The organism is Cryobacterium sp. Hh38 (assembly GCF_004403235.1).
Classification (GTDB): domain Bacteria; phylum Actinomycetota; class Actinomycetes; order Actinomycetales; family Microbacteriaceae; genus Cryobacterium; species Cryobacterium levicorallinum.
This window is the reverse complement of sequence record NZ_SOHD01000017.1, coordinates 48,489-72,589: the sequence shown is the minus strand read 5'-3', so window position 1 is coordinate 72,589 and position 24,101 is coordinate 48,489. Positions and strand designations below refer to the sequence as shown.

Genomic DNA, 24,101 nt, shown 5'->3' with positions numbered 1-24,101 from the left:
GCGATTCTGCGACGATCGGTCCTGTCGGGGAGGTGCCATGGATGATCTGGCTGGACTCATCGCATCGGGACGCACCGATCAGCTTTCCGTGTTTCGAGCTCAACGGCTGCGGGTGCAGGCCCTCACCGCCGATGTCGTGGATTTACAGGGACGGTTGCGCCGGGGGGACGAAAGCGAATTCTGGCAGTCGGCCGCGAAGCGTGCCTACCGCGAGCGGGTCGCAGAGATTGTTCACGACCTGGGCCTGGTCGTGAACTTTCTGGACGAAGCGCAGGACCAGTTAAGGCAGAACATTTGGCAGCTGGAGTCGGAGCAATGAGCGAATACGACGTTGGCGTGGGTGGAAGCGAACTGACAGTGTCCGTGGGGGGAACCACAATCGTGTCAACGGATGTCGTACTGGCCGAGGCCGAGATGCTGCGGTATGCCCAGGCCCAGGCCGAGGACTTTCGCGTCAGGGTGGACAGTATCCGGCAACTGGACTCCGCCGGCGGGGCCATGAAATGGACGCCGGGGGACGCCGGGATACCCCTGCTCTGGGCCAGTGGGGCGCTCGGCGAACTGGTGCAGCGCAGCGGCGACCTGGCCGAGTCCCTGGTGGCTGCCGCGGAACGGTACGGCTGGGCTGAGCACAGCGCCCTGCAACTGGCCGTGCTGGGGAGCGCGAAAGTGGGGCATGATGTCGGGACGATTATCAGGCTGATGCTCCTGCTCGGAGCCACTCCACTGGTCCTGGGAGTAATGGCAACCTCTCTGCCTGCTCTGGGATTGGTCGTCTGGGCGATGGCGGGGCTCGTGAAGCGTGAGACGGGATACGGGTTTGTTCTCGACCAACGGGTTATCACGGACCCGCAAACGGTCCTCATGGCCAAGCTGCTCGTCTCTTCGCTCGATGACGTCGCTCTGGGCGCACTGGGAGTGCCTCTTGGAGTTGACCTGATTCTCGGAGACACCGGCCTGGGTGTGACGGGCATCTCGAGCACCGCAGTCGCCGTGCTCGCCGTAGCGCGAAGTGGCGGGCTGTTGCGGGAAGGTGCGGTGAGGGTGCGGCGGGTCCGTATTTTGGCAAAATTGAAGCCACCCACCGGGGTGAGTGACGTGGCCGCGCGAATTCCCAAAGCCGCCAAAGGCGGGGCGCAGGTTCGCATCGAGAAATATGGTGACGGCGAGCAAACGTCCTGGGCCGTGTACATCGGTGGGACGGTCGACTGGGATCTGGTCGCCACGAACGAGCCCTTCGACCTCGCCGCGAACGTGTCTGCGATTGCCCAGCAAAACGCGGGGTCCTTTCGGGCGGTGATGGAGGCGATGCAGGCCGCCGGCGTTGAACCCGGTGATCCAGTAGTCGTGGCCGGTCATTCGCAGGGTGGCATCGTCGCCACGCAGGTAGCTGCCTCTGAGGCGTTCAACGTGCAGGCGGTGGCCACTTTTGGGGCGCCGGAAACGTGTGTTCCGGTGCCGTCCGGTGTCGCGACGCTCACCGTTGAGCACAGCGATGACGTGGTGACGGCTCTTGGTGGGTCATGCCTGATCGACTCGGAGGATCGCCTCACCGTGCGTCGCGAGGTCTTCGCGACGACCGAACCCCCAGTTGGGGAGAACGTGCCGGCCCACCACCTTGATCGCTACCGCGAGACGGCGCAACTCATCAACGCCTCCCCAGAAGAGAACCTGCAAAATTTTCAGGACACGATGACTGGCATTGTCGGGAGCGCGGAGGGCGAGGCCGTCTTGTGGCGCGGCATCCGCTTGCCAGCCGGGTCAGCGCCGAAGTGACGGCGCGGCTTAGTTACGGTCGGTGACCGGGCGCACGATCAGACCGAGCAGCCAGGAGATGATTCCGAGTACCAGGGCACCGAGTACGCCCCACCAGAAGCCATCGACAACGAGGCCAAAACCCAGAAAACCGGAGAGCCAGGCGACGAGCAGCAGCAGCAGGCCGTTGACGATGAGCGCAAACAGTCCGAGCGTGAGAATGTACAGCGGAAATGCGACGACCCGCACGACGCCGCCGACGACGGTGTTCACGAACCCGAAGATGAGCGCGATGAGCAGGTAGGTGATCACGCTCGCACCCGAATCGGGTGCGTACGGAATGACGTGCACTCCGGTGACGAGCAGGGCGGTGAGCCACAGGGCCACCGCGTTGACGATCAACTTGATCAGGAATCTGGCCATGTCCCTACTATCTCACCGGGAAGCGCCGTCGGGTGCGGCGTCCGGGCCGCGCGGTCGAAAGGCGGGTAATCATTCATTCGCCATTGCGAATATATGCGGGCGTAGACTCCACGAGTGAGCCTCTCCGACCGACCCTCCGTCCGCCTGCGCCCGGAGATCATCGCACTCCCGGCCTATAAGCAGGGCAAACCGGCTGACGCCAGTGACTTCAAGCTCTCCAGCAACGAGAACCCCTTTGACCCGCTACCGGGGGTCGTGGCGGCGGTCGCCGCCGAAATGGCCTTCAACCGCTACCCGGATGCCTCGGCGCTGGCCCTGTGCGAACGCCTCGCTGCCAAGTACAGCATCGATGTCGACCAGGTGCACGTCGGTTCGGGTTCGGTGGCCCTGCTGGCCCAGCTGATTCTCGCTGCCGCAGGCCCTGGCGATGAAGTGCTCTACTCCTGGCGGTCTTTCGAGGCCTATCCCTCGCTCGTCACCGTCGCGGGCGCGACCAGCGTGCGCGTGCCCAACCGCGCCGATCACGGTCATGACCTACCCGAAATGGCCGCCGCGATCGGCGAGGCGACCCGGGTCGTCATCGTCTGCTCGCCCAACAACCCCACCGGTACCATCGTCACCAAGGACGAATTCGAGGCCTTCATGGCCGTTGTCCCGACCGATCTGCTGGTCATTCTCGATGAGGCATATATCGAGTTCGTCACCGAAGCGGATGCCGTGACCGGCCCGCCGCTCCTGGCCCGCTACCCGAATCTGGTCGTGCTGCGCACCTTCTCCAAGGCTTACGGCCTGGCCGGACTGCGCATCGGCTATGCCCTCGGGCCGGTGGATATTCTGAACGCCGCCCGCGCGACCGCCATCCCGCTCTCGGTTACCGCGCCAGCAGCCGCGGCAGCGATCGCCTCGCTCGACGCCGAAAAGGAACTGCTTGACCGGGTTCGGACCATTGCTGCGCGTCGCGATGCAGCCTGGACGGCACTCACCCAGCAGGGCTGGAATATTCCCCAGCCGCAGGGCAACTTTCTTTGGCTGCCCACGGGTGCCGAAACCGCGAGCGTGGCCGAGGCTCTCGGCGAGGCCGGCCTTATCGTGCGCCCCTTCGTGCCGGAGGGCATTCGGGTGTCGATCGGTGAGGAGCAGGCTGTGGCGACACTCCTATTAATGAGCGCGGATCTTGTCGACGCCCTTCCCGCCGGTCACCCGGCACGAAAGATAGGTTAGTACGGTGTCAGCCACCCGAAACGATGCGACTGTGCCCATGACAGCAGCGCCCACGTCAGCAGCCTTTGGCCTCGATGGGGCCGCGACCTGCGTACGCATGATCTCCCCGAACGGCACGTTCGAACCCAATGCCGCCGCCGAGGAGTTTCTGCCCTACCTCGATCGCCTCAGTGAGGCGGACCACCGCCGCTTCTACCGTGACATGGTCGTGGTGCGAAAGTTCGATACCGAAGCGGCCAACCTACAGCGCCAGGGCCAGCTTGCCCTCTGGGTTCCGAGCCACGGCCAGGAGGCCGCCCAGGTCGGGTCGGCCTACGCCACAAGGCCCCAGGACCACGTCTTTCCCTCCTACCGCGAGCACGTCGTCGGCATGATCCGCGGCCTCGATGTCGTTGATATTCTGCGGATGCTGCGCGGCGTGACCCTCGGTGGCTGGGTGCCGGAAGAACACGGAAACTTTCACCTCTACACCCTCGTGCTGGCCTCGCAGACGCTGCATTCCACCGGCTATGCCATGGGCATGCAACTGGATGGGTCGACCGCGACCGGCAACCCGGAGACCGACCAGGCCGTCATCGTCTACTACGGCGACGGTGCCTCCTCGCAGGGCGACGCCAACGAGGCGCTGGTCTTCGCGGCCAGCTACCAGACCCCGCAGGTGTTTTTTCTGCAGAACAACCACTGGGCCATCTCGGTACCCGTCGCCCGGCAGTCGCGCACTCCGCTCTACCTGCGCGCCGGTGGTTTCGGCATGCCCGGCACCCAGATCGACGGCAACGATGTGCTCGCGAGCTTCGCCGTCACCGCGAAGTCGATGGATGACGCCCGCGCCGGCCACGGACCGGCACTGATCGAGGCACTCACCTACCGGGTCGGCGCGCACACCACCGCCGACGACCCCACCAAGTACCGCGATCCGGACGAACTCGCCTACTGGGTGGCCCGCGACCCGATCGTGCGCTTTCGCAGCTATCTGCAGGGCCGGGGGATCGAGCAGGAGTTCCTCGACGCCGTCGATGAAGAAGCGGCCGACTTCGCTGCCGACACCCGCAAGAGGGCGCTGGAGATCACCGGCCCGGAGCAATCGGTGATCTTTGACAACGTGTATGCCGAACCGCATCCGCTCGTGGCCGAGCAGAAGGCCTGGCTGGAACGCTACGAAGCGTCTTTCGACGAGGGTAAGAACTGATGACCGCTGTAATTGACACGAGTGTGGCATCCGCTTCACTGCCGATGACGAAGGCCCTGAACGCCGGGCTGCGCCGGGCGATGCTGGACGATCCCAAGGTGCTGCTGATGGGCGAGGACATCGGCCCGCTCGGCGGCGTCTTTCGGGTCACCGAGGGGCTGATCGCTGAATTCGGCGACAAGCGCGTGCTCGATACCCCGCTCGCCGAGTCCGGAATCATCGGCACGGCCATCGGCCTGGCCATGCGCGGGTTTCGTCCGGTCTGTGAGATCCAGTTCGACGGATTCGTCTTTCCCGGGTTCGACCAGATCACCAGCCAGCTGGCGCGTATGCGCAACCGCCACGAGGGGGGCCTGATCATGCCCGTCGTGATTCGCATTCCCTACGGTGGACACATCGGCTCAATCGAGCACCACCAGGAAAGCCCGGAGGCGTACTTCGCGCACACCCCCGGCCTGCGCGTGGTGAGCCCGTCCAACCCGCACGATGCCTACTGGATGATGCAGGAAGCTATCGCGAGTGACGATCCGGTCGTTTTCTTCGAGCCGAAGAGCCGCTATTGGCCCAAGGGCGAGGTGCGGTTCGAGCAGAGCGGAACGCCGCTGCACGCCAGCCGCGTGGTGCGGGCTGGGACCGACGTGACCGTCGTCGGCCACGGCGCCATGGTGAGCGTGCTGCTGCAGGCCGCCGAATTGGCCGCCACCGAGGGCATCAGCCTGGAGGTGATCGACCTGCGCTCGATCTCCCCGATCGATTACGGACCGATTCTGAACTCCGTCCAGAAGACCGGTCACCTCGTGGTCACCCAGGAAGCCCCCGGCTTTGTCAGTGTCGGCAGCGAGATCGCCGCCACGGTCGCCGAGCGGGCGTTCTATACGCTTGAAGCGCCCGTGCTGCGCGTCTCCGGCTTCGACACCCCCTTCCCGCCGGCGGCGGTCGAGACGCACTTTCTGCCGAGTCCCGACCGGGTGCTCGAAGCCGTGGACCGCGCTCTCGCTTACTAATTAGCACTTACGAACTTCAAGAAAGGCACCTTATGAGCGTGTCGAAATTCACCCTCCCCGATGTCGGCGAAGGCCTGACTGAGGCCGAAATTGTGGAATGGAAGGTCGCCCCCGGCGATACCGTGACGATCAACCAGGTGCTGGTCGAGATCGAAACGGCCAAATCCCTGGTCGAGCTGCCGTCTCCGTTCGTGGGCGTCGTCGGTGAAATTCTGGTCGCGGCGGGCACGACGGTCGACGTGGGTACGTTGATCATCACGATACATTCCGATAGCGGGCCGAACGCCGACGCGAGTGCAGACCTGCCGGCGGCTGGTTTGGCAGTGGAGGCCGGTGCATCCGCTGCGCAGACGGCCGACAGTGACAGCGCCGACACGACCACGCTCACAACGGACACCAGCAGCAGCATCAGCGATGAGGCGCCCGAACCGCTTCTCGTCGGCCGCGGCTCTGCCGCGACGATGCCCACCCGGCGGCGTCGGCACAGCGGCTCGAGTGTCGCCCACGAGACGCTGGCGCCCGAACCCGCTGTGCGCCCGCGGGCCGAGCCGCTGGAACCGACCCGGCGCGCGGCATCCGTCGGCCCGGTCATGGCCAAGCCGCCGATTCGTAAGCTCGCCAAAGACCTCGGCGTCGACCTCGCCCTCGTCGAAGCGACCGGCCCGGTGGGTGACGTGACCCGGGAAGACTTGCTGCGCGGGGCGACCCAGGCCAGTGTGTTTCGCAACATCCAGACGCCGGAATGGCCGGTCGATCGCGACGAGCACATTCCGGTGAAGGGCGTTCGCAAAGCCATCGCCCAGGCCATGGTGAAGAGCGCCTTCACGGCGCCGCATGTGAGCCTGTTCGTCGACGTGGATGCCACCCGCACGATGGAATTCGTCAAGCGACTCAAGGCCTCGACCGACTTCGCCGGCATTCGCGTCTCGCCGTTGCTGATCATGGCGAAGGCCATGATCTGGGCGGTGCGCCGCAATCCAACGGTGAACTCCACCTTCACCGATGAGGAAATCATCGTGCGGCACTACGTCAACCTCGGCATTGCCGCGGCGACCCCGCGCGGGCTGATCGTGCCCAACATTAAGGAAGCGCAGGATATGAGCCTGCTCGAACTCGCTGCGGCGCTCGAGAAGCTCACCATGACCGCGCGCGACGGCAAGACCAGCCCGGCCGAGATGAGCAACGGCACGATCACGATCACCAATATCGGCGTGTTCGGTATGGACACCGGCACCCCCATTCTCAACTCCCCGGAGGCCGGAATCGTGGCCCTCGGCACGATCAAGCAGAAGCCGTGGGTTGTCGATGGCGAGGTACGGGTGCGGTACGTGACCACGATCGGTGCGAGCTTCGACCACCGGGTCGTCGATGGCGACGTCGCGAGCCGTTTTCTCGCCGACGTCGCGAGCATCATGGAGGAACCGGCCCTGCTGCTCGAGTAGGACGGCGCGTCGTTCACAAGGGCGGAAAGACCCACGGTCAGCGTCAAATGTGGCCCATTCCTTCGACCTGACCGCAGTTGTGACTCCCCGATCGTGGCAGACCTCAGGATGAAGGGTCGAGGAGAGCGAGTTGGCGGCGGTCGATGTACGCGTGCGGCGGTTGGCATGCCCCCTGGCGTTTGCGTCGCTGACCGCCCGAACCGTCGTGCCCCTGCACGCGATCATCGCCACCTCGGGCAGATCGGTTCGGTCGATGTGGCGGAGATCAATGCCGTCGTCAGCTGGCTCGCTGCGCTGACCAGTGAGGGGGCCCTGCGCCAGAAACTCCTCGTCCTGCACCAGTTTCGCTCCAGCATGATCGGCAACCGTGCGCTGCTCGACGTGACGCATGCGGAGATCGGACTGCTCATTCACGTGGACGGTCCCGGCAGCCAGCCCGACAAACAGGCCACCTGGTCGGCACTGCACGTGGATGCCCCGGCCGATGTCGCCTGGGGGTGGAAGAACTTCTACGACGAAGACACCCCCACGCTCAGCCCGGAGCAAACCACGTTGCAGGTCGTGCCGGCGCCCGACCTCATCACCGACCAGTAGCGCGGTCAGAGGGTGTGTGCGCACACTGTTAATGGTTTTGACAATCATTATCAACAACGCTAATCTCGAAGCATGCACAAGAGATATTTCGCCGTTCCCGTACTTCTCGCGTCCGCCGCACTCGCCCTTTCGGGGTGCTCGGCCGGCACGACCGCCAGCGCCGACAGCGCGGACGTTGGACTCAAGGTCGTCGCCACGACCACGCAGGTCGCCGACTTCGCCCGCAACGTGATCGGTGACGCCAGCGGCGTCGACCTCACGCAGCTGATTCAGCCCAACCAGAGCGCCCATAGCTATGACCCGTCCGCGGCCGACCTGACCGCGCTCGGCGCCGCCGACGTGCTCGTCATCAATGGTGTCGGACTCGAGGAGTGGCTCGACGACGCCATCGTCGCGTCGGGCTTCGACGGTGTCACGATCGACGCCGACGAGGGCATCACCATCTCCGAGGTTGGGGCCGGCGAAGATCACTCCGACGAAGTCGCCGAGGAGGATGACCACGCTGACGAAGAAGCGGATGCCCACGCAGGCGAGGCCGAAGATGCCCACGACGGTGGAGACCCACACATCTGGACCGACGTGCACAACGCCGAGACCATCGTGCAGACGATCACCGACGGCCTCGTGGCTGCCGACAGCGATAACGCCGCGAACTTTGAGGCCAACGCCGCAGCGTATTCCGCCCAGCTCAGTGCGCTCGACGACTGGATCCGTACCAACGTGGAGACCGTGCCGGAAAGCGACCGCCTGCTCGTGAGCAACCATGACGCCCTCGGCTACTTCACCGCGGCGTACCACATCGACTACGTCGGATCGGTGATTCCGAGCTTCGACGATAACGCCGAGCCGAGCGCCGCCGAGATCGATTCACTGGTCGCGGCGATCACGGCCACCGGTGTGACGGCCGTGTTCTCCGAGGCGTCACTCAGCCCGAAAACCGCCGAGACGATCGCCACCGAAGCCGGCGTCACCGTCTACTCCGGTGACGACGCCCTCTACGTCGACTCGCTCGGCCCCGCCGGTAGCGCCGGCGACACCTACATCAAGGCGCAGCTGCACAATTCAACGCTGATGCTCGAATCGTGGGGCGTCACACCCTCTGCTTTGCCCGCCGAACTGCAATAGTTAACACGTGATCGAGAACACTTCTCAAGAAACACCAACATCGGACGCTGCCGCCGCTCTTCGAGTGGCGGCAGCGTCGTTTGCCTACGGCGCAGAGCCTGCGCTCACCGGCATTGATTTCACCGTGTTGCCGGGTCAGGCCGTTGCCCTGATCGGCCCGAACGGCTCGGGTAAGTCCACCCTGCTCAAGGGCATTCTCGGACTCATCACCCGCACGGACGGCACGGTCGAGGTGCTCGGCCAGTGGCCAGCCCCCGCTGGCTACATCGGCTATGTACCCCAGACCGACCAGCTCGACCCGCACTTTCCGGTCTCGCTCGAGCAAGTCGTCATGATGGGCCGCTACCGCTCGCTCGGCTGGTGGCGCATGCCGGCCAGGGCTGATCGGCAGGCTGTCGCCGAGGCGCTGGAGACCGTCGGACTTAGCAATCGAGCCAAGACCCGGTTCGGGGAGCTGTCGGGCGGGCAGCAGCAGCGCGGTCTGCTGGCGCGAGCCGTCGCATCCGCCCCGCGTTTGCTTCTGCTCGATGAGCCCTTCAACGGACTCGACCAGGTGAACCGCGATGCCCTCATCGAAACGGTAAAGCGGCTCAAGCTGCAGGGGGTCGCCGTACTGGTATCCACCCACGACCTCGACCTGGCCCGCGCCGTGTGCGAAAGCGTGCTGCTGCTCAACGGCGCCCAGGTGGCGTTCGGGCCGCGCGATACGGTGCTGACCCTCGCTAACGTGCAGCAGGCGTTCGGCTCGGTCGGCGTCGAAATGGACGAGCACACCATCGTGGTTCCCGGCCACGGGGGGCACTGAGTGGATGCCGTCACGCCGGTGATGAATACCGTGCTGATCACCGCGTTCGACCTGCCTTTCATGGCTCGGGCGTTGCTCGTGCTCGTGGTGCTGAGCCTCGTGGCCGGCCTCGTCGGCGTACTCGTCAACTTGCGCGGACTCGAATTCATCAGCGACGGACTCACCCACGCCGTCTTCCCCGGGGTGGCGATCGGATTCGTCTGGGGTGGTCGTGACGGACTCTTTGTCGGAGCACTGGTGGCGGCCCTCATCGCCGCCGTCGTGCTCACGGTGATCGTCAAACGAGCGGTCACCTCGGATGCTGCGATCGCGATCGTCTTCACGGCCATGTTCAGCGTGGGAATCATCGTGGTTTCACGGGAAACAAATTACGTCGGCCAGCTCGACGCGCTGCTGTTCGGGCGTCTGTTGACCGTCAGTACGGCCGAGGTCAATCAGACCGTCGTGGTCTGCCTGATTGCGCTGATTATCGTGGGGTTCACCCTCAAGGAGCAGGTCTTTCGCGCCTTTGACCTCGAGGGCACCGCTGCGGCCGGATACCGCCCGCTCGTCCTCGACATTCTGCTCAACGTCGCCATCGCCCTGGTCGTGGTGGCCGCCAGTAGCGCGGTCGGTAACCTGCTCGTGCTTGCCGTGCTGATCGTGCCGGGCGCGGTCGCTCGTCTGGTGACCCGTCGCCTCTGGCTGCTCTTTCCGGTCGCCGCCAGTTTCGCGATTCTGGCCGCCTGGCTGGGCCTCGTGCTCGGCTACGAAGCCTCGGTGAACCGCGGTGTCGACCTGCCGAGCGGCGCCACCGTCGTGCTCGTGCTCGTCGGCGGCTACGTGCTGGCCCTGGTCGCTCGGCTCGGGATCGACCGGATCGGCGGCCCTCGTCGCACGGCGGGCGCGGTGCTGCGCTGATGGGCTACTTCGAGCAGGCGCTCCTCGCCGCGCTGCTGATCGGCGCGCTCAGTGGCCTCGTCGGGACCCTCGTGGTACTGCGCCAGCGCACCTTTTTCGCCCAGGCCCTCACCCACGCGACCTTTCCGGGAGCGGTCGGCGCCGCGATCCTGGGCGTGAGCATCCCGCTCGGCGCCGCAGTGGCTAGCGTGCTCATTGTGGGGATCATGACCATGATCGGACGCGTCAAGCGACAGGGAAATCAGGTCGCATCGGGCATTCTGCTCACCGCCGGATTCGCGCTCGGTGTTCTGCTGCAGGGACTCAATCCCTCGTTGCCGGTCAAGGTCGACTCCTATCTGGTCGGCTCGATTCTCACGGTGACCACCAGGGATGTGACGCTCGTAACCATCGTGCTGGCATTCGCAGTGCTGACCATCGTGGTTTTGGGCAAACAGATCATGTTCTCGACCTTCGACGTGAACGGTTTTCGCGCAGCGGGCTATCGAGAATGGCCGATCGAATTGCTGTCCCTGGTGCTCATCACGGCCACGGTCGTGACCGCGATGCCGGCCGTCGGAGCAATCCTCGCCATCGCCCTGATCGCCGCCCCCGCCGCCGCGGCCCGCCTGGTCTCGCGCACGACCTCGCAGATGTTTCTGATTGCCCCCGTGCTCGGCGCGGTGTCCGGCGTGATCGGCGTGCTGCTCTCCCGCTCGCTCGATGTGGCCGCCGGCCCCAGCATCGCCCTCACCGCGGCGGCGTTCTTTCTGCTCGCCCTGGTCGCTCGGCGATTGGTCGGTGCCGCGCGGGTGCCCCAAGAAGCGGATGCGCGCCGGCCCGCGCGAACATCGCTACGGTTGAAGTCATGAAGCGAAACACCTGGCAACGTGAGGCCGTTCGAGGCGCCCTCGATGCCAACGACGGCTTCGTCAGCGCCCAGGCGCTGCACTCCGCCCTGCACGCGACCGGATCCCCAATCGGCCTCGCCACGGTCTACCGCGCCCTCGCCGACCTCGCGGTCAAGGGTGACGCCGACTCCCTGCAGTCCCCGGAGGGCGAGAGCCTGTACCGCGCGTGCAGCACCAATGATCATCACCACCACCTGATCTGCCGCAATTGCGGGCTCACGGTCGAGATCGAAGCGGATGCCGTGGAAACCTGGGCGAAAGACGTCGCCGCCAAGAATGGTTTCACCGCCGCCGCCCACGTCGTGGACGTTTTCGGTCTCTGCGCCGCCTGCACTGTCACGGCGACGAGTCAAGCAGCAGCCGCAGCATCCGCTTAACAAGTTGCGCGAAAGCGGGTGAACGGTTGCTTCGTGCTCGCTGAAGTAACCGTTCACCCGCTCTCGCGGCCAGGAGAGTTTGCGGGAGGCGCGCGGATCTAGTAGCGTTGAGAGCTGCTACGCCTGTGTGCGTACATTGCGGGCGATTCTCCCCCGGCCTTGAGTTAGCTCCGGGCCGATGTGGTTCTGCCCGTCGACAAGGGATCTTGGGAAGAGCACTCGCTCTTCGGTAATGGAGGAAACCATGGCATCTGTATGCCAGGTGACCGGAGCTGTTCCCGGCTTCGGACACAACATTTCGCACTCGCACCGACGCACCAAGCGTCGTTTCGACCCGAACGTTCAGAAGAAGACGTACTACGTGCCGTCGCTTCGTCGCAAGGTCACGTTGACCTTGTCCGCAAAGGGCATCAAGGTTATTGATGCTCGTGGTATCGAGAGCGTCGTCAAGGACGTTCTCGCTCGTGGGGTGAAGATCTAATGGCTAAGGCTCATGACGTACGTCCGATCATTAAGCTTCGTTCCACGGCTGGAACCGGTTACACCTATGTGACCAAGAAGAACCGCCGTAACGACCCCGACCGTCTGGTACTCAAGAAGTACGACCCGGTCATCCGTAAGCACGTTGACTTCCGTGAGGAGCGCTAAACATGGCGAAGAAGAGCATGATTGCCAAGAACAACCAGCGCAAGGTCATCGTCGAGCGTTACGCCGTCAAGCGCCTTGAGCTCAAGAAGGCCCTGGTTGACCCTGCCGGCACCGACGAGTCGCGTGAAGCTGCTCGCAAGGGCCTGCAGAAGCTGCCGCGCAACGCGAGCCCGGTGCGCCTGCGCAACCGTGACGCCGTTGACGGTCGTCCCCGTGGCCACCTCTCCAAGTTCGGCATCTCGCGCGTTCGTTTTCGCGACATGGCGCACCGCGGCGAGCTGCCCGGCATCACCAAGTCCAGCTGGTAACTCCTGCGCTGGTAAGTGCAGTTGGTAGCCGGTTTCGCCGGTGTCTGAACCATCAAAACGGGATGTCAACTTCGGTCGACATCCCGTTTTGTGGTCACGACCTTTTCGCGGAGAGCGAAATCGGGTGTCTTAGCGGGTGAAACTGCCCTGAAATGGTCGCAAATCGCCGTAAATCCGGGGATTTTGGCGGATCAATGCTAGATTTCAACTCGGTCGAACCGACCAGCGGGGCTTCTCTCTCGAGGAGCATCCGTATCACGAATATCGCTGTTTATACAGACGAAGGTCCGAGGAGGACACTCAATGGCTGACAAGTCGCTGAACAAGACCGAGCTCGTTGCCAAGGTTGCCGCTGACTCCGGACAGAGCCAGGCCGCCGTTGACGGCGTTCTGAATGCATTCTTTGCAACCCTGGCCGAGACCGTTGCCGCTGACGGCAAGGTCACCATCCCGGGATGGTTGGGCGTTGAGCGCACCGCAACCGCTGCTCGCACCGGTCGCAACCCGCAGACCGGCGCCGAAATCGCCATCGCTGCCGGCCACCGCGTCAAGCTGACCGCCGGAAGCAAGCTCAAGGCTGCCGCGAAGTAGATTCCAGTACTGAAAGGGGGCGTCGACCACGGTCGGCGCCCCCTTTGGCGTCCCCGGACATCCTCCGATGTCGATCGAGGGCCGCGTCGAGACGTGAATTTCTCCTCGAAAAAGGGCCAAAACTCACGGCTCGGCGCGCGCCGGCACCGGGCACCGGCCTCAGGCGAGACGGATGCCCAGGGCTGGGCGAATAAGCTGGGCAGGTGCCCCGTCTCGTCCGCGTTCTCGGACCGGCAGCCCTGCTGCTGGTCGCTGTGTTGTCCACCCTCGTTGCCCTCGCCTATGGCGGCGGAGCTTCGGCCCAACTGCTGGCCGACCCCGGGCCGGTGGTGCGTTGGGGACTTCCCCTCGCCAAGGTCATTGTCAACATCAGCGCGGCCGGAACGATCGGTGCCCTCGTGCTCACGCTTTTCGCCCTCAGCCCCCGGGAACGCGAGTTCGGCACCGCCCTCGACTTCGCCGCAGCCTCGGCCGCACTGTTCGCCGTCGCATCCGCTGTCACCGGCTTTCTGACCTTTCTCCAGGTCACCAACGTTCCCTTCGGCTTCAGTGATCAGTTCAGCGCCACGGTCGGACAGTTCTTCAGCCAGATCGACCTCGGCCAGGCCTGGCTCGCGACCACGCTGATCGCCGCCGGCGTGACCGTGCTCTGCTTCGCCGTGCGCAACCAGACCGCCCTCATCTTCGTCACCGTGCTGGCGCTGCTCTCGCTGCTACCCATGGCCCAGCAGGGCCACTCGGCGGGCGCTGCCGGCCACAACGCCGCGATCACCGCCCTCGGCCTGCACCTTGTCTTCGCGGCGATCTGGCTCGGCGGCCTGCTGACCATCATCGTGCTGCGCACCCAGCTCGACGGCGAACGCATCCGCTCGGTGATTGCACGCTATTCCTCCCTCGCCGTGGTCTCCTTCGTCGTGGTGGCCGCCTCCGGCTATGTCAGCGCCGAACTGCGCATCGGCAGCTGGGACAACCTGTTCAGCCCGTACGGCTTGCTTGTGCTCGTGAAGGTCGCTGCCCTCGTCGCCCTCGGCGGCTTCGGCATTCTGCAACGCCGGTTCTTCATCAAGCGGATGCAGCGGACCGACTCGACGCACGGTCGCTGGTTCTGGTGGCTCGTGGTGACCGAACTCGGCTTCATGGGGCTCGCCTCGGGCGTAGCCGCCGCCCTCGCTCGCACGGCGACACCGGTCGCCCAGGTTGTCGCCACCGAGATTCCGCAGTCGACACCGGCCCAGATCCTCACCGGCGAACTCCTGCCGCCGGAACTGACCTTCTCCCGCTATTTCACCGAGTGGAGCTTCGACCTCGCCTGGATTCTGTTCTGCGCCTTCGGCATCTTCTTCTACCTGGCCGGCGTCTGGAGGCTGCACCGCCGCGGCGACTCCTGGCCGATCTATCGCAGCGTGCTCTGGATTCTGGGCATCCTCACCCTGTTCTACATCACCAACGGGGGGGTGAACGTTTACGAGAAGTACCTGTTCTCCACCCACATGCTCATGCACATGTTGCTGACCATGCTCGTGCCCCTGATGCTCGTTCCGGGAGCCCCGGTGACGCTGGCAGCTCGCGCCATCGCCAAGCGCCACGACGGCAGCCTTGGGGCGCGCGAATGGATTCTCACCGCCGTGCACTCGCGCTTCGCCGGCATCGTCGCCAACCCGATCGTCGCTGCCCTACTCTTCGGCGTCTCACTCTGGGTGTTCTACTACACGTCCATTTTCAGCTGGGCGACGACCGACCACATCGGCCACCAATGGATGATCGTGCACTTCCTGATCACCGGCTACCTGTTCGTGCAGTCCCTGATCGGCATCGACCCGGTGCCGTACCGCCTGCCGTATGCCTTCCGACTGCTGCTGCTGCTGGTGACGATGGCTTTCCACGCCTTCTTCGGCCTCGCCCTGATGAGCGGCACCGGGCTACTCCTGGCCGACTGGTACGGCGCGATGGGCCGCACCTGGGGTCTCTCCGCCATCGCCGACCAGCAGATGGGTGGCGGCGTCGCCTGGGGCATCGGCGAGCTGCCGACCTTTGTACTGGCCGTTGTCGTGGCGATTCAGTGGAGCCGCGACGACACCAAGGTCACGAGAAGGCTGGATCGCAAGGCCGATCGCAACGAAGACGCCGAGCTGATCGCCTACAATACCAACCTGGCCCGGATCACCGAGCGCGACGCGCAAAGTCCGCGCGGCTAGTGCAGCTGGATGGCCAGGGCGCCGCTGGGCTGCACGATGACGCTGAGCCCCATGGTGAACGGCACGTCTTCGTCGCGGGTGCTGATGTCGCCGTCGAACAGGGATTGCACCTCGACCACAATGTGGGCCTGTCCGGCCGTCGCCACCATCTCGAAGGACCGCTCGCCGGCGGTGAGTTCAACCGCGGGGTAACCGGTGATCGACCAGGCCGGGGCGCCCTTGATGCGGTCATCGATCGAGATACCCCACGGACAGCTGGTCGGTTGCAGCACGGTCTGGGTGGCACACTCGTCGAGGAACTTGTTCAGTTCTGACTGCACCTGCGCAATCATCTTTTCGTTAGGCAGGGCGTCGATCTCGACCGCGGTGGCCCCGGATGCCGTCACGCGCACGCTCGTCTTCTCCGCTGTCAGCATGGCTGAGGAGTGTTCAATGGTGTAGCGGTTCGGGGCGAAGGCGAGGTACGCGGCGCCGGAAGAGAAGGTGGCTGGCGCATCCTCTGCCGCGTGGGCGCGGGTATCGAGCGTGAGCCCGTTGACCGTGAAGGTGCGTTCGTGCAGCACCGACACCTGCAGCACAGCGAGCGGGCTGACGGCAAACGTCCAGGCGTTGAAGACGCCAGCGAAGGTTCCGGCCCGCTCGACCGTGAACGCCATGCTCGACGCTGTGCCGTTCAAATCAAAGTCGAAGACGACCCGGTGCGTGTCATCGCCGGCCGCATTGCTGGGCGTGTCACTCTTCAACTCGATATCGCTCAGACCGCTCAAAACGGATGCCCGCAGCAGCGTCTCCGGCAATTCGACGGTCAGTTCCGCCGCGGTCAGTTCCGCAGCCGAAGGCATGACCCCACCGAGCGCGAGGGCTCCGACGGTATCGCCGCGGGCGAGGGCGTCGAGGTACTGTTCCACAAATCCGCCGGCGCTGTACACCGTGCGATTGAGGGCGGTGATGGTTCCCACGAGACCGGCCGCGAGGAGGGCAGCGACCACCACGAGGGCGAGGACGGCCCGGAGCATTCTGCCGCGGCGCCCGCTCGCCCGCTGGTTTTCGGCCGGGGTGGTCACATAAATATTGTACGGGGGGCGGGTCGGACCTACGGCCAGTGCCCGATCCAGTGCTCGCTGTGGGCCCACGGGACGTTACAGTGGTATGTCCCCCGCGCAGCATGAGCCTGCCAGAGAAAGTGTGCCGTGTCCGAGATTCCGCTCAGCCGTGAACAGGCGCTGGTTTTCGCGGCAATCGAGGGAACCAAGCAGAACGTGTTCGTCACCGGTCGGGCCGGAACGGGTAAATCGACGCTGCTGAACCACCTGTCCTGGAACACCAGCAAGCAGATCGTGATTGCGGCACCCACCGGTGTCGCTGCGCTCAACGTGGGTGGCCAGACTATTCACTCGCTCTTTCGCCTGCCGATCGGAGTCATCGCCGACAGCCCGATCGACCAGAACGACCAGGTGCGCAAGCTCCTCAATACCATCGACACCCTCGTGATCGATGAAGTCTCGATGGTCAACGCCGACCTGATGGACGCGATCGACCGCAGTTTGCGTCAGGCCCGCCAACGCCCGTTCGAGGTGTTCGGCGGGGTGCAGATCGTGCTGTTCGGCGATCCGTACCAGCTGGCCCCGGTGCCCGGCGGCCCCGACGAGCGCGCCTATTTCGCCGACCACTATCGGTCGATGTGGTTCTTCGACGCCAAGGTCTGGCGGGATGCCGAGCTGCGCATCTTCGAGCTCACCGAGATTCACCGCCAGCGGGACAACGATTTCAAGCTCATGCTCAATGCCGTGCGCCATGGTCAGGTCACCGCCGAGATCGGCGGTGCGCTCAACGGTGCGGGGATGCGAACCCCGCCGAGTGAGGGCGTGATCACCCTCGCGACGCGCAATGATGCGGTAAACCGCATCAACGCATCCGCTTTGAAGAAGCTGTCGGGCAAATCGCTCACCGCGAAGGCCGATATCACCGGGGATTTTGGCGGCAAGCAGTTTCCGGCCGACGAGGTGCTCGAGCTCAAGGTGGGAGCACAGGTGATGTTTTTGCGCAACGACTCCCCGCTCGATGGCGGGCCGCGCTGGGTGAATGGCAGTATCGGCACGGTCACCAAGGTCACCTCGACGGTGTTCGTCGACATCGACGGTGACGTGCACGAGGTTGAGCCGACGGTGTGGGAGAAGTACAAGTACACCTACAACGCCGCGACCAAGAAGCTGAGCCGGGATGTCGTGGCGGAATTCACGCAATTTCCGCTGCGGTTGGCCTGGGCGGTCACCATTCACAAGTCTCAGGGTGCGACCTACGAGCGGGCGATTGTCGACCTGGGAGCACGGGTATTCAGCCCCGGTCAGACGTACGTTGCGCTGAGCCGGCTGACCAGCCTCAATGGCCTGTACCTGACCAGGCCACTGCGACCGAGCGACATAATCGTCGACGAGAACGTCAAACGGTTTATGAACATCGAGGTGGTACCGCCGGTGGCTAACCTGGCGGGGCTTGACACGTCGGGCCAGGAGCCAACCGACCCCGAAACCGGGCTGCCCGCCTGACCCGTGCTGTCGTGCGCTGGTGAGCTCTGCGAGGGACTCTAGTGTGCTCCGTGGCCGCCGGAGTCGGGGATGGTCGGTTCGGTCACTCCGGGTGAACCGTGGGGCACGGCATGGGAGCCGACCTCCGTGGCGGCGAGGGCCGGGGTGGTGAGCGCCGAAAGCAGAAAGCCTCCGACGACGAGACCGGTAAGAAAACGCCAGCCGCTGGGTGTGGCAGCGCCTGCTGCGGAAGCACGTCGCGTTTCAATGCTGGGGGTCGCGGGCGTAGGGGGCCCGGTCGGAGAGCGGCGCAGTGCGATGGCTACCGTGGCGGCCAGGAATACGTTGAAGAGTGAAGCGACGGACATCGGGTAGAGCGGCAGGCCGGTTTGGCCACTGGTCACCCCGAGGCCATTACCGAGCACGGCGGTGGTACCCCAGATGAAGACCGGGATGAGCGCCGCACCCACGATGATCCGGGGCACCAGAACCCGGCCAGCAGCGAGGGTGGCGATTCCCCAGCCGAGTTCGGCAATGCCGAACCCGACCAGCAGAACCGACAGGGGCAATGGAGCGGTCACACCCACGGCCAGATGGATCAGGGCGGCGCCGAAAGCGGCGAAGCCGAGCCAGGTGCGAACGACCGGGGACATGATGCTCCTATTGACTTGGTGCGCGAAGGGATGGAGTGAAGCGGTGCGGCGTTAGGCGTTGGCTTTGCTGTGAACCGTTTTGTCTGCGGTGAGGCCGACACCGAGAAGCACGATCGCGCTGGCGAGGTGTAGGAAGTGGTCGGCGGTGTTGAGCGCCAGGATGTTCAGCGAGGTGCTCGCGATGAAGAATCCGACGATTCCGAGGAGCAGGTACACGGCACCGATCGTGCTGTTGGTGGCCTTGGCTGCCATGGCGTTGGAGAGTCCGGCGATGAGCAGAGCCGCTCCGATCAAGAGGTGCGCGATGTTGTGCAGCGGGTTGACCTCGAAGATGCCGAGAAGCAATCCGCCCTCGGTGGCGATGAAGCCGACACTGCCGGTGACGGCGAAGCCGAGTAATCCGACGAGAAGATAGACCGCGCCGAAGACGGTGGCGATCAGGCGATTGGGTGATGTGCGCATTTCAGGTGCCTCCTAGGTGATTCACGGTTAACCCGTGGTTGCTATTTATTCGGAGCTCCATCCGCTTCGGATTGGTACTAATTGTGGCCCTGATCTCCCCGTTTAAGGGGATCGGTGCGCAAAAAACAGCGCGCCACCCGAATTGGGTGACGCGCTGTGTGCCGAGGCGGGTCAGGCCTTGCGACGGTTAGTGATCGCGCCGAAGATAAGCAGCACGATCAGCGATCCGACGATAGCGAGGGCCCAGGTAGTCAGCGAGAAGAACTCCTCCAGACTGACATTGAACAGGAGCCCGCCGAGCCATCCACCGAGGAAGGCACCGACAACCCCGAGCAGCAGGGTGATAAGCCAGCCCCCGCCCTGGCGACCGGGCAGGATCGCCTTCGCGATAGCTCCGGCGATGAGACCGAGCAGGAGAAATCCGAGGAAACTCATGAGAACTGCCTTTCAGGTTGGCCTGGATGTGGCGCGGACTAAGCCGTTCGCGTGAATGTACCCGCCTGTCTGTGCACCGTCAATAGCCACCGGCCAACGATTCGACTTGCGGGCTTCAGTCCAGCCAGTAGTCGTCGTCCATGTACTGCGGGCCGGTCACCGGGGTTGCGTCGTTGATATCGGGGAGGTCGACGGCATTGATCGTTTCAATCTTGACCATGGAGTGGGCCGTGATCAGCAGGGAGACGTGCGCCCGCATGGGGCTGACGACGTCGACGAAGCCTCCGCCGCTGTGCACGGCGGCGGACAGGGCTGACTTGAGACCGGCAATGTTGTACTCGTCCGATAGGTAAAACCAGTCGTCATTGATCGTCAACCGATAGCTCTGCATTGCATTGTCCATTTCGTTGTGACAGGTTCGTGAGCGCGCTGCCGGTTAGGAGCATGCGGGGGCTTCGCTGCCACCGCGGACTCTGCGCGTCGCGCTGCTCGGCAGCGCGCGTTTCAATATACGGGATTTACTTCAAACAGTAAACTATTTAAGAGTTAAGAAACTTAGTAATTGATCTAGCGGCTACACTGACAGAACAGAATGCCCTCACGGGCAATTTTGCGAGCCTGAAGTTGGGCGAAACCAACAGACCAGAGGTCAGGAGAACGAATGTATGGTCGGGACAGTTCCGGACGCACCCCGGACGCCTTGTCGGCATCCGCTTTAGCTTTTCTGCGCGCCATGGATCGGAATCGAAACCGGGTCGCGACCGAGAGCGGTCTGACCGGGAGCGAGCTGCGCGCCGTGGCTCGCGTTGCCGAAGCGGGCAGCATTACCCCGAAATTGCTCGCGGAATCGATGGAAATGACGACCGGTGCAGTGACCGCGATCTCGAATCGACTCGTGGCCTTGCAACTGCTGGTTCGGGTGGCTCACCCGCACGATCGACGGAGTCTGCTCTTGACCTTGACACCGGCCGCGGAGCAGATCACGCAGAAAATCTACGACGATTTCGAGGCGCTCATCACTCACTCCGTGCGCGACGTGAGCCCGGAGGACCAAGCACGGCTGGGCGCCATGCTGTCCGCGATGGCGTTGACCGTGGGATCGGACGCCGATCTGAGCCTGACCGCCTGAGTATGACCGCCTGGGCCACCGTTAGGGGTGGCGGATTCCGCGCCCGGCCAGCATGGCCCGGTAGCCTTCCCGGTAGGTGGGGTAGCTGAAGATGAAGCCGGTATCGCGCAGAAGCTGGTTGCTCAGTAGCTTGTCGCCGCCTCTTTGGCTTTCGCGGGTGCGCGTCGGCTGGTCCGACTCGTTCAGCGCCGGTTCGGGCAGGCCGAGCTCGGCAGCGAGAAAGGTCAGCACCTCGTCACTGCGCACTGGCTCATTGTCGACGCCGAGATAGAGCGGCGCCGGTTGCTCAGAACGCAGCAGCAGGTGAACGATCGCGGCGGCTGCGTCGTCCCGGTGGATGCGGTTGGTGTGGCGTGACTGGGCGGAGAGCCCGGCACCCGCGCGTACCTGGGCGATCAGTCGTTCACGGCCGGGGCCGTAAATGCCGGCCAGGCGCAGAACGGTGGCGGCGGGGAGTCTGGAGTGGAGCATCCGTTCGGCATCGAGCACGATTGAATCGGTGCCCGGTTTCGGATTCGCCGGCGTCTGCTCGTCGACCCGGCTGCCGTCGTTGACGTCGTAGACCGCCGTCGACGAGACCAGCAGCACGCGGCGCGGCGTGACCTGTGCCTCATTGATCGCGTCGAGCAGGTTGCGCAGGCCGTCAAGGTAGGTGGTGCGATAGGCCAGGGCCGTGGGGCTGCCGGCCGAGATCGCGACGACCACGAACTCGGTGTCTGGCGGGATGGTTGGCTTCTCGACGCTCAGGTCGATGGACTGGCCGGTGATTTCTGGGGGGAGCAGGCGTGCGTTGCGCCGCAGCCCGACCACAGTGTGCCCCAGCCGCGCGAACCGCAGGCCAACCTCGGTGCCGAGGTCGCCGCATCCGGCAATGAGTACCGTCATCTGTCTCCTTGATTTATTCCACGCTAGCGGGCGCACCATGACGATGAGCCCGCAGCGCCGCGAAGTGCGGGCGTTACCATGAAACCATGCCTATCGTTCCTGACACGTCTGACTGGAGCTGGGTACTCGAACGCCCATGCCCGGCCTGTCGTTTTCGGGCCGGCGAGGTGGCCTGGTGACGACGCTCGGGGCGTACTTTCTGCACGACGTGGGTGCCGACCAACCTCGTCGCTGACTGGACAACTTTGGGTGGTCACAGTCCGGTTGCACCACACGAAGTTGTCCACTGAGAACGTGACGGTGCTTATTCGGAGCGGATGACGGGAATCGAACCCGCGCTATCAGCTTGGGAAGCTGAAGTTCTACCATTGAACTACATCCGCGCGCCCGACCGTGAGTGGACAACAATCGGAACCGTGCCAGCATATCAACCCAGCGCGGCTAGGCTGGCACCGTGCTGCTCTCAGATCGCGATATCAAGGCTGAACTCGACGCTGGACGAATCGGTTTGGAGCCGCTCGACCCCGCAATGATCCAGCCATCGAGCATTGATGTGCGCCTCGACCGCCTGTTTCGGCTATTCGACAACCACAAGTACGCCTACATCGATCCGGCCGAGGACCAGCCAGAGCTGACCCGCCTGATCGAGACCAAGCCCGACGAGCCGTTCATTCTGCACCCGGGCGAATTCGTGCTCGGCGCCACCTACGAGCAGGTGACCCTGCCAGACGACATTGCCGCCCGGCTCGAGGGCAAGAGCTCGCTCGGACGTCTCGGTCTGCTGACCCACTCCACGGCTGGGTTCATCGACCCCGGCTTTTCGGGCCATGTCACGCTCGAGCTCAGCAACGTTGCGACGCTGCCGATCAAGCTCTGGCCCGGAATGAAGATTGGCCAGCTGTGCTTCTTTCAGCTCAGCTCCCCGGCCGAGAAGCCCTACGGCTCGAACGAATACGGCTCCCGCTACCAGGGCCAGCGCGGCCCGACGGCGTCACGCTCGTTCCAAAACTTTCACCGCACGGTCATCGACCGCTGACGCAGCCTTCCAACACCAGCGGCTGCCCGCGGGCCGAGCAAACGTAATACGTCGAACGTAACCACGCGTCGGGTAAAATCTGAGTATGACCTCCATGCCGACCCGATTCGACGAGGCGCTGATCGCGCACGGCCCCACGCCAGAGTATCCGGGGCGCATGCACCGCTTCGGCCAGATGGTCGGATCCTGGGCCGCCAAGGGTACCCGCCTCGACGAGACCACCGGAGAGTGGATCGAACGTGACTTCGTCTGGATGGTCGAATTCATCCTCGACGGTCGGGCCGTGCAAGACGTCGAGGTCGTTGCGAGCACGACACATCCGTCTGGGTTTGAAACCGTCGCCACTACCGTGCGCGTCTACGACCCGTTCGCCGGAGCCTGGCGCGTGAGCTACTTCGCCCCGGCGCTGGGCGAATACTGCCAGCTCGTGGCCACCCCATACCGGCATGGAGTTCGGCAGGAGGGCACCCGCACGGACGGCCGCCCGATCCGCTGGAATTTCACCGCCATCACCCCCGACAGCTACAAGTGGGAGGGGTGGGTCTCCGCCGATGAGGGCGCGACCTGGCAACTCGTCGAACACAATGAGGCCACCCGCATCCGCTGAGAAACGGATGCTGATGGCCTCGGTGTCTGGGTGGCTTAGAGGGTGAACTTGAACCCGAGGTCGGCCGGGTAGTCGCCGAGGGCGGTGAGGTTCGTGGCCGCGGCCTGCAGTGCTGCGAGGGTGAGGCCGAGGGTGCCCGGGCCGAAACTGACTCGGCTGATGCCGAGTTCGGCGAGGCGCTTCAGCGGAACGAGTCCGGGCGCACCGATCACCGATATTTTGCCGTTAACCTGCTCGATCGCGCGGGCCACCTTGTCCTCGTCGGTCAGGCCGAGGAAGAAGATGACGTCAGCGCCGGCGCCGAGGTAGGCGTTGGCGCGGGCGACGGCTTCGTCCCAGTCGCCGCCGCCGGCCAGGGTGTCGACGCGGGCGTTGATGACGACGGGAATGCCGCTCTGCTCGGCGCCGGCTCTCGCGGCGGCCACGCGGGCGGCGGCGGTCTCGATGTCGAACTGCGGGGCCTTCGCGGCGCCGACCGAGTCCTCGATGTTGATGCCGACGATGCCGGATTCCTCGATCAGGCGACGCACGTTGCGGGTCACGCCGGCAACATCCGGTGCGTAGCCCTTCTCGAAGTCGGCAGAGACCGGCAGGTCGACGGCGCGGGCGATGATCGTGGCGGCGAGAATGGCCTCGTCGAGCGAGAGGCCTTCGCCGTCTGGCAGGCCGCGCACGTTCGAGATGGAGTGGCTCGCGGTGGCGAGGGCCTTCACGCCGGGCGCATCGGCCACGATCTTGGCGGTAATGGCATCCCACACGTTGGTGACGATGAGGGGCTCGCCGGGCACGTGCAGCGAGAGCAGGAGTTCGGCCTTCTGGAGCTGGGTAAGAGTCATGCTCTTCAGTCTGACCGGCCTGCGCGCCCTGGGCGAGGGAACAGCCGCAATTCAGTAGATGCTCAG

Annotated in this window: 29 protein-coding genes and 1 tRNA gene; 21 read left to right on the top strand and 9 right to left on the bottom strand. The window is 64.5% G+C overall.

The features are described 5' to 3' along the window. Positions 1–37 precede the first annotated feature (37 nt). Together E3T41_RS06340 and E3T41_RS06335 are read left to right on the top strand one after the other, a co-directional pair. Complete coding sequence (locus E3T41_RS06340; RefSeq protein WP_104132972.1) at positions 38–319, top strand: hypothetical protein; 282 nt, start codon at positions 38–40, stop codon at positions 317–319. Continuing rightward, positions 316–1,776, top strand: a complete 1,461-nt coding sequence (locus E3T41_RS06335) for an alpha/beta hydrolase (protein WP_134477783.1) — start codon at positions 316–318, stop codon at positions 1,774–1,776. The genes E3T41_RS06340 and E3T41_RS06335 overlap by 4 nt, the downstream gene beginning before the upstream one ends. 9 nt (positions 1,777–1,785) lie before the next feature. On the opposite strand, the gene E3T41_RS06330 is transcribed toward E3T41_RS06335, so the two are convergent. Beyond that, positions 1,786–2,178, bottom strand: coding sequence for a phage holin family protein (locus E3T41_RS06330; protein WP_092447992.1), 393 nt, complete (start codon positions 2,176–2,178; stop codon positions 1,786–1,788). 114 nt (positions 2,179–2,292) lie between these two features. Between E3T41_RS06330 and E3T41_RS06325 the strand changes: the two genes are divergently transcribed. From E3T41_RS06325 to E3T41_RS06255, 15 genes are all read left to right on the top strand, one after another. Continuing rightward, positions 2,293–3,399, top strand: coding sequence for a histidinol-phosphate transaminase (locus tag E3T41_RS06325; RefSeq protein ID WP_134477781.1), 1,107 nt, complete (start codon positions 2,293–2,295; stop codon positions 3,397–3,399). A 37-nt stretch (positions 3,400–3,436) separates the two neighbouring features. Continuing rightward, positions 3,437–4,588 (top strand): thiamine pyrophosphate-dependent dehydrogenase E1 component subunit alpha, encoded by a 1,152-nt coding sequence (locus tag E3T41_RS06320; protein WP_092447990.1) that lies wholly within the window; start codon positions 3,437–3,439, stop codon positions 4,586–4,588. Then, positions 4,588–5,592 carry an alpha-ketoacid dehydrogenase subunit beta gene (locus tag E3T41_RS06315; protein ID WP_092447989.1) on the top strand — a complete coding sequence of 335 codons (1,005 nt, stop codon included), beginning with the start codon at positions 4,588–4,590 and terminating at the stop codon, positions 5,590–5,592. The genes E3T41_RS06320 and E3T41_RS06315 overlap by 1 nt, the downstream gene beginning before the upstream one ends. Before the next feature lie 32 nt (positions 5,593–5,624). Continuing rightward, positions 5,625–7,034: a dihydrolipoamide acetyltransferase family protein gene (locus tag E3T41_RS06310; protein WP_134477779.1), complete on the top strand. Its 1,410-nt coding sequence runs from the start codon at positions 5,625–5,627 to the stop codon at positions 7,032–7,034. Positions 7,035–7,199: 165 nt separating this feature from the next. After that, positions 7,200–7,628: a hypothetical protein gene (locus E3T41_RS06305; protein WP_092447987.1), complete on the top strand. Its 429-nt coding sequence runs from the start codon at positions 7,200–7,202 to the stop codon at positions 7,626–7,628. 72 nt (positions 7,629–7,700) lie between these two features. Further along, the gene (locus E3T41_RS06300; protein WP_092447986.1) at positions 7,701–8,753 is read left to right on the top strand and encodes a metal ABC transporter substrate-binding protein; all 1,053 of its coding nucleotides are present in this window, start codon (positions 7,701–7,703) and stop codon (positions 8,751–8,753) included. 7 nt (positions 8,754–8,760) lie between these two features. Then, positions 8,761–9,558: a metal ABC transporter ATP-binding protein gene (locus tag E3T41_RS06295; RefSeq protein ID WP_241991050.1), complete on the top strand. Its 798-nt coding sequence runs from the start codon at positions 8,761–8,763 to the stop codon at positions 9,556–9,558. Next, positions 9,559–10,458: a metal ABC transporter permease gene (locus tag E3T41_RS06290; RefSeq protein WP_241991049.1), complete on the top strand. Its 900-nt coding sequence runs from the start codon at positions 9,559–9,561 to the stop codon at positions 10,456–10,458. Continuing rightward, entirely contained in the window at positions 10,458–11,309 is an 852-nt protein-coding gene (locus E3T41_RS06285; protein WP_092447983.1) for a metal ABC transporter permease, read from the top strand. The genes E3T41_RS06290 and E3T41_RS06285 overlap by 1 nt, the downstream gene beginning before the upstream one ends. After that, a complete protein-coding gene (locus tag E3T41_RS06280) occupies positions 11,306–11,725 on the top strand; it encodes a Fur family transcriptional regulator (RefSeq protein ID WP_134477777.1) in 420 nt (139 codons plus the stop codon). Before E3T41_RS06285 ends, E3T41_RS06280 begins: the two co-directional genes overlap by 4 nt. Before the next feature lie 244 nt (positions 11,726–11,969). Beyond that, positions 11,970–12,206 carry a 50S ribosomal protein L28 gene (rpmB, locus tag E3T41_RS06275; RefSeq protein ID WP_035835252.1) on the top strand — a complete coding sequence of 79 codons (237 nt, stop codon included), beginning with the start codon at positions 11,970–11,972 and terminating at the stop codon, positions 12,204–12,206. Then, the gene (rpmG, locus tag E3T41_RS06270; protein ID WP_035880539.1) at positions 12,206–12,373 is read left to right on the top strand and encodes a 50S ribosomal protein L33; all 168 of its coding nucleotides are present in this window, start codon (positions 12,206–12,208) and stop codon (positions 12,371–12,373) included. Before rpmB ends, rpmG begins: the two co-directional genes overlap by 1 nt. A gap of 2 nt (positions 12,374–12,375) precedes the next feature. Further along, positions 12,376–12,681 carry a 30S ribosomal protein S14 gene (gene rpsN / locus E3T41_RS06265; RefSeq protein WP_092110538.1) on the top strand — a complete coding sequence of 102 codons (306 nt, stop codon included), beginning with the start codon at positions 12,376–12,378 and terminating at the stop codon, positions 12,679–12,681. Between the two features lie 303 nt (positions 12,682–12,984). Further along, positions 12,985–13,272 carry an HU family DNA-binding protein gene (locus tag E3T41_RS06260; protein ID WP_092447981.1) on the top strand — a complete coding sequence of 96 codons (288 nt, stop codon included), beginning with the start codon at positions 12,985–12,987 and terminating at the stop codon, positions 13,270–13,272. 203 nt (positions 13,273–13,475) lie between these two features. Next, entirely contained in the window at positions 13,476–15,467 is a 1,992-nt protein-coding gene (locus E3T41_RS06255) for a cytochrome c oxidase assembly protein (RefSeq protein WP_104132982.1), read from the top strand. Here the strand turns inward: E3T41_RS06255 and E3T41_RS06250 are convergent. After that, positions 15,464–16,531, bottom strand: a complete 1,068-nt coding sequence (locus E3T41_RS06250; RefSeq protein ID WP_092447979.1) for a hypothetical protein — start codon at positions 16,529–16,531, stop codon at positions 15,464–15,466. The two genes, E3T41_RS06255 and E3T41_RS06250, sit on opposite strands and share 4 nt — an antisense overlap. A gap of 126 nt (positions 16,532–16,657) precedes the next feature. On the opposite strand from E3T41_RS06250, the gene E3T41_RS06245 reads away from it, so the two are divergent. Beyond that, positions 16,658–18,013 carry an ATP-dependent RecD-like DNA helicase gene (locus E3T41_RS06245; RefSeq protein WP_092447978.1) on the top strand — a complete coding sequence of 452 codons (1,356 nt, stop codon included), beginning with the start codon at positions 16,658–16,660 and terminating at the stop codon, positions 18,011–18,013. Between the two features lie 38 nt (positions 18,014–18,051). Here the strand turns inward: E3T41_RS06245 and E3T41_RS06240 are convergent, their stop codons facing one another. The 4 genes from E3T41_RS06240 to E3T41_RS06225 all read right to left on the bottom strand — a co-directional run bounded on the left by E3T41_RS06240 (position 18,052) and on the right by E3T41_RS06225 (position 19,933). Next, complete coding sequence (locus E3T41_RS06240; protein WP_092447977.1) at positions 18,052–18,645, bottom strand: hypothetical protein; 594 nt, start codon at positions 18,643–18,645, stop codon at positions 18,052–18,054. Between the two features lie 51 nt (positions 18,646–18,696). Next, on the bottom strand, positions 18,697–19,107 hold the full coding sequence (locus E3T41_RS06235; RefSeq protein ID WP_092447976.1) for a DUF4383 domain-containing protein: 411 nt from the start codon (positions 19,105–19,107) through the stop codon (positions 18,697–18,699). Between the two features lie 171 nt (positions 19,108–19,278). Then, positions 19,279–19,542, bottom strand: coding sequence for a GlsB/YeaQ/YmgE family stress response membrane protein (locus E3T41_RS06230; RefSeq protein ID WP_092447975.1), 264 nt, complete (start codon positions 19,540–19,542; stop codon positions 19,279–19,281). Positions 19,543–19,657: 115 nt separating this feature from the next. Further along, on the bottom strand, positions 19,658–19,933 hold the full coding sequence (locus tag E3T41_RS06225) for a hypothetical protein (protein WP_134477775.1): 276 nt from the start codon (positions 19,931–19,933) through the stop codon (positions 19,658–19,660). Positions 19,934–20,203: 270 nt separating this feature from the next. Between E3T41_RS06225 and E3T41_RS06220 the strand changes: the two genes are divergently transcribed. Beyond that, complete coding sequence (locus E3T41_RS06220; protein ID WP_092447973.1) at positions 20,204–20,671, top strand: MarR family winged helix-turn-helix transcriptional regulator; 468 nt, start codon at positions 20,204–20,206, stop codon at positions 20,669–20,671. 21 nt (positions 20,672–20,692) lie between these two features. Here the strand turns inward: E3T41_RS06220 and E3T41_RS06215 are convergent, their stop codons facing one another. Both E3T41_RS06215 and E3T41_RS06210 read right to left on the bottom strand, forming a co-directional pair. Further along, complete coding sequence (locus E3T41_RS06215) at positions 20,693–21,556, bottom strand: NAD-dependent epimerase/dehydratase family protein (RefSeq protein ID WP_134477773.1); 864 nt, start codon at positions 21,554–21,556, stop codon at positions 20,693–20,695. Positions 21,557–21,868: 312 nt separating this feature from the next. Beyond that, positions 21,869–21,939 (bottom strand) — tRNA-Gly (locus E3T41_RS06210). Positions 21,940–22,010: 71 nt separating this feature from the next. Here E3T41_RS06210 and dcd point away from each other — a divergent pair. Further along, the gene (gene dcd / locus E3T41_RS06205) at positions 22,011–22,592 is read left to right on the top strand and encodes a dCTP deaminase (protein ID WP_092447971.1); all 582 of its coding nucleotides are present in this window, start codon (positions 22,011–22,013) and stop codon (positions 22,590–22,592) included. An 85-nt stretch (positions 22,593–22,677) separates the two neighbouring features. Beyond that, positions 22,678–23,199 carry a hypothetical protein gene (locus E3T41_RS06200; RefSeq protein ID WP_092447970.1) on the top strand — a complete coding sequence of 174 codons (522 nt, stop codon included), beginning with the start codon at positions 22,678–22,680 and terminating at the stop codon, positions 23,197–23,199. A gap of 35 nt (positions 23,200–23,234) precedes the next feature. Here E3T41_RS06200 and E3T41_RS06195 read toward each other — a convergent pair whose 3' ends face one another. After that, positions 23,235–24,035, bottom strand: a complete 801-nt coding sequence (locus E3T41_RS06195; RefSeq protein ID WP_134477771.1) for an isocitrate lyase/phosphoenolpyruvate mutase family protein — start codon at positions 24,033–24,035, stop codon at positions 23,235–23,237. Positions 24,036–24,101 lie beyond the last annotated feature (66 nt).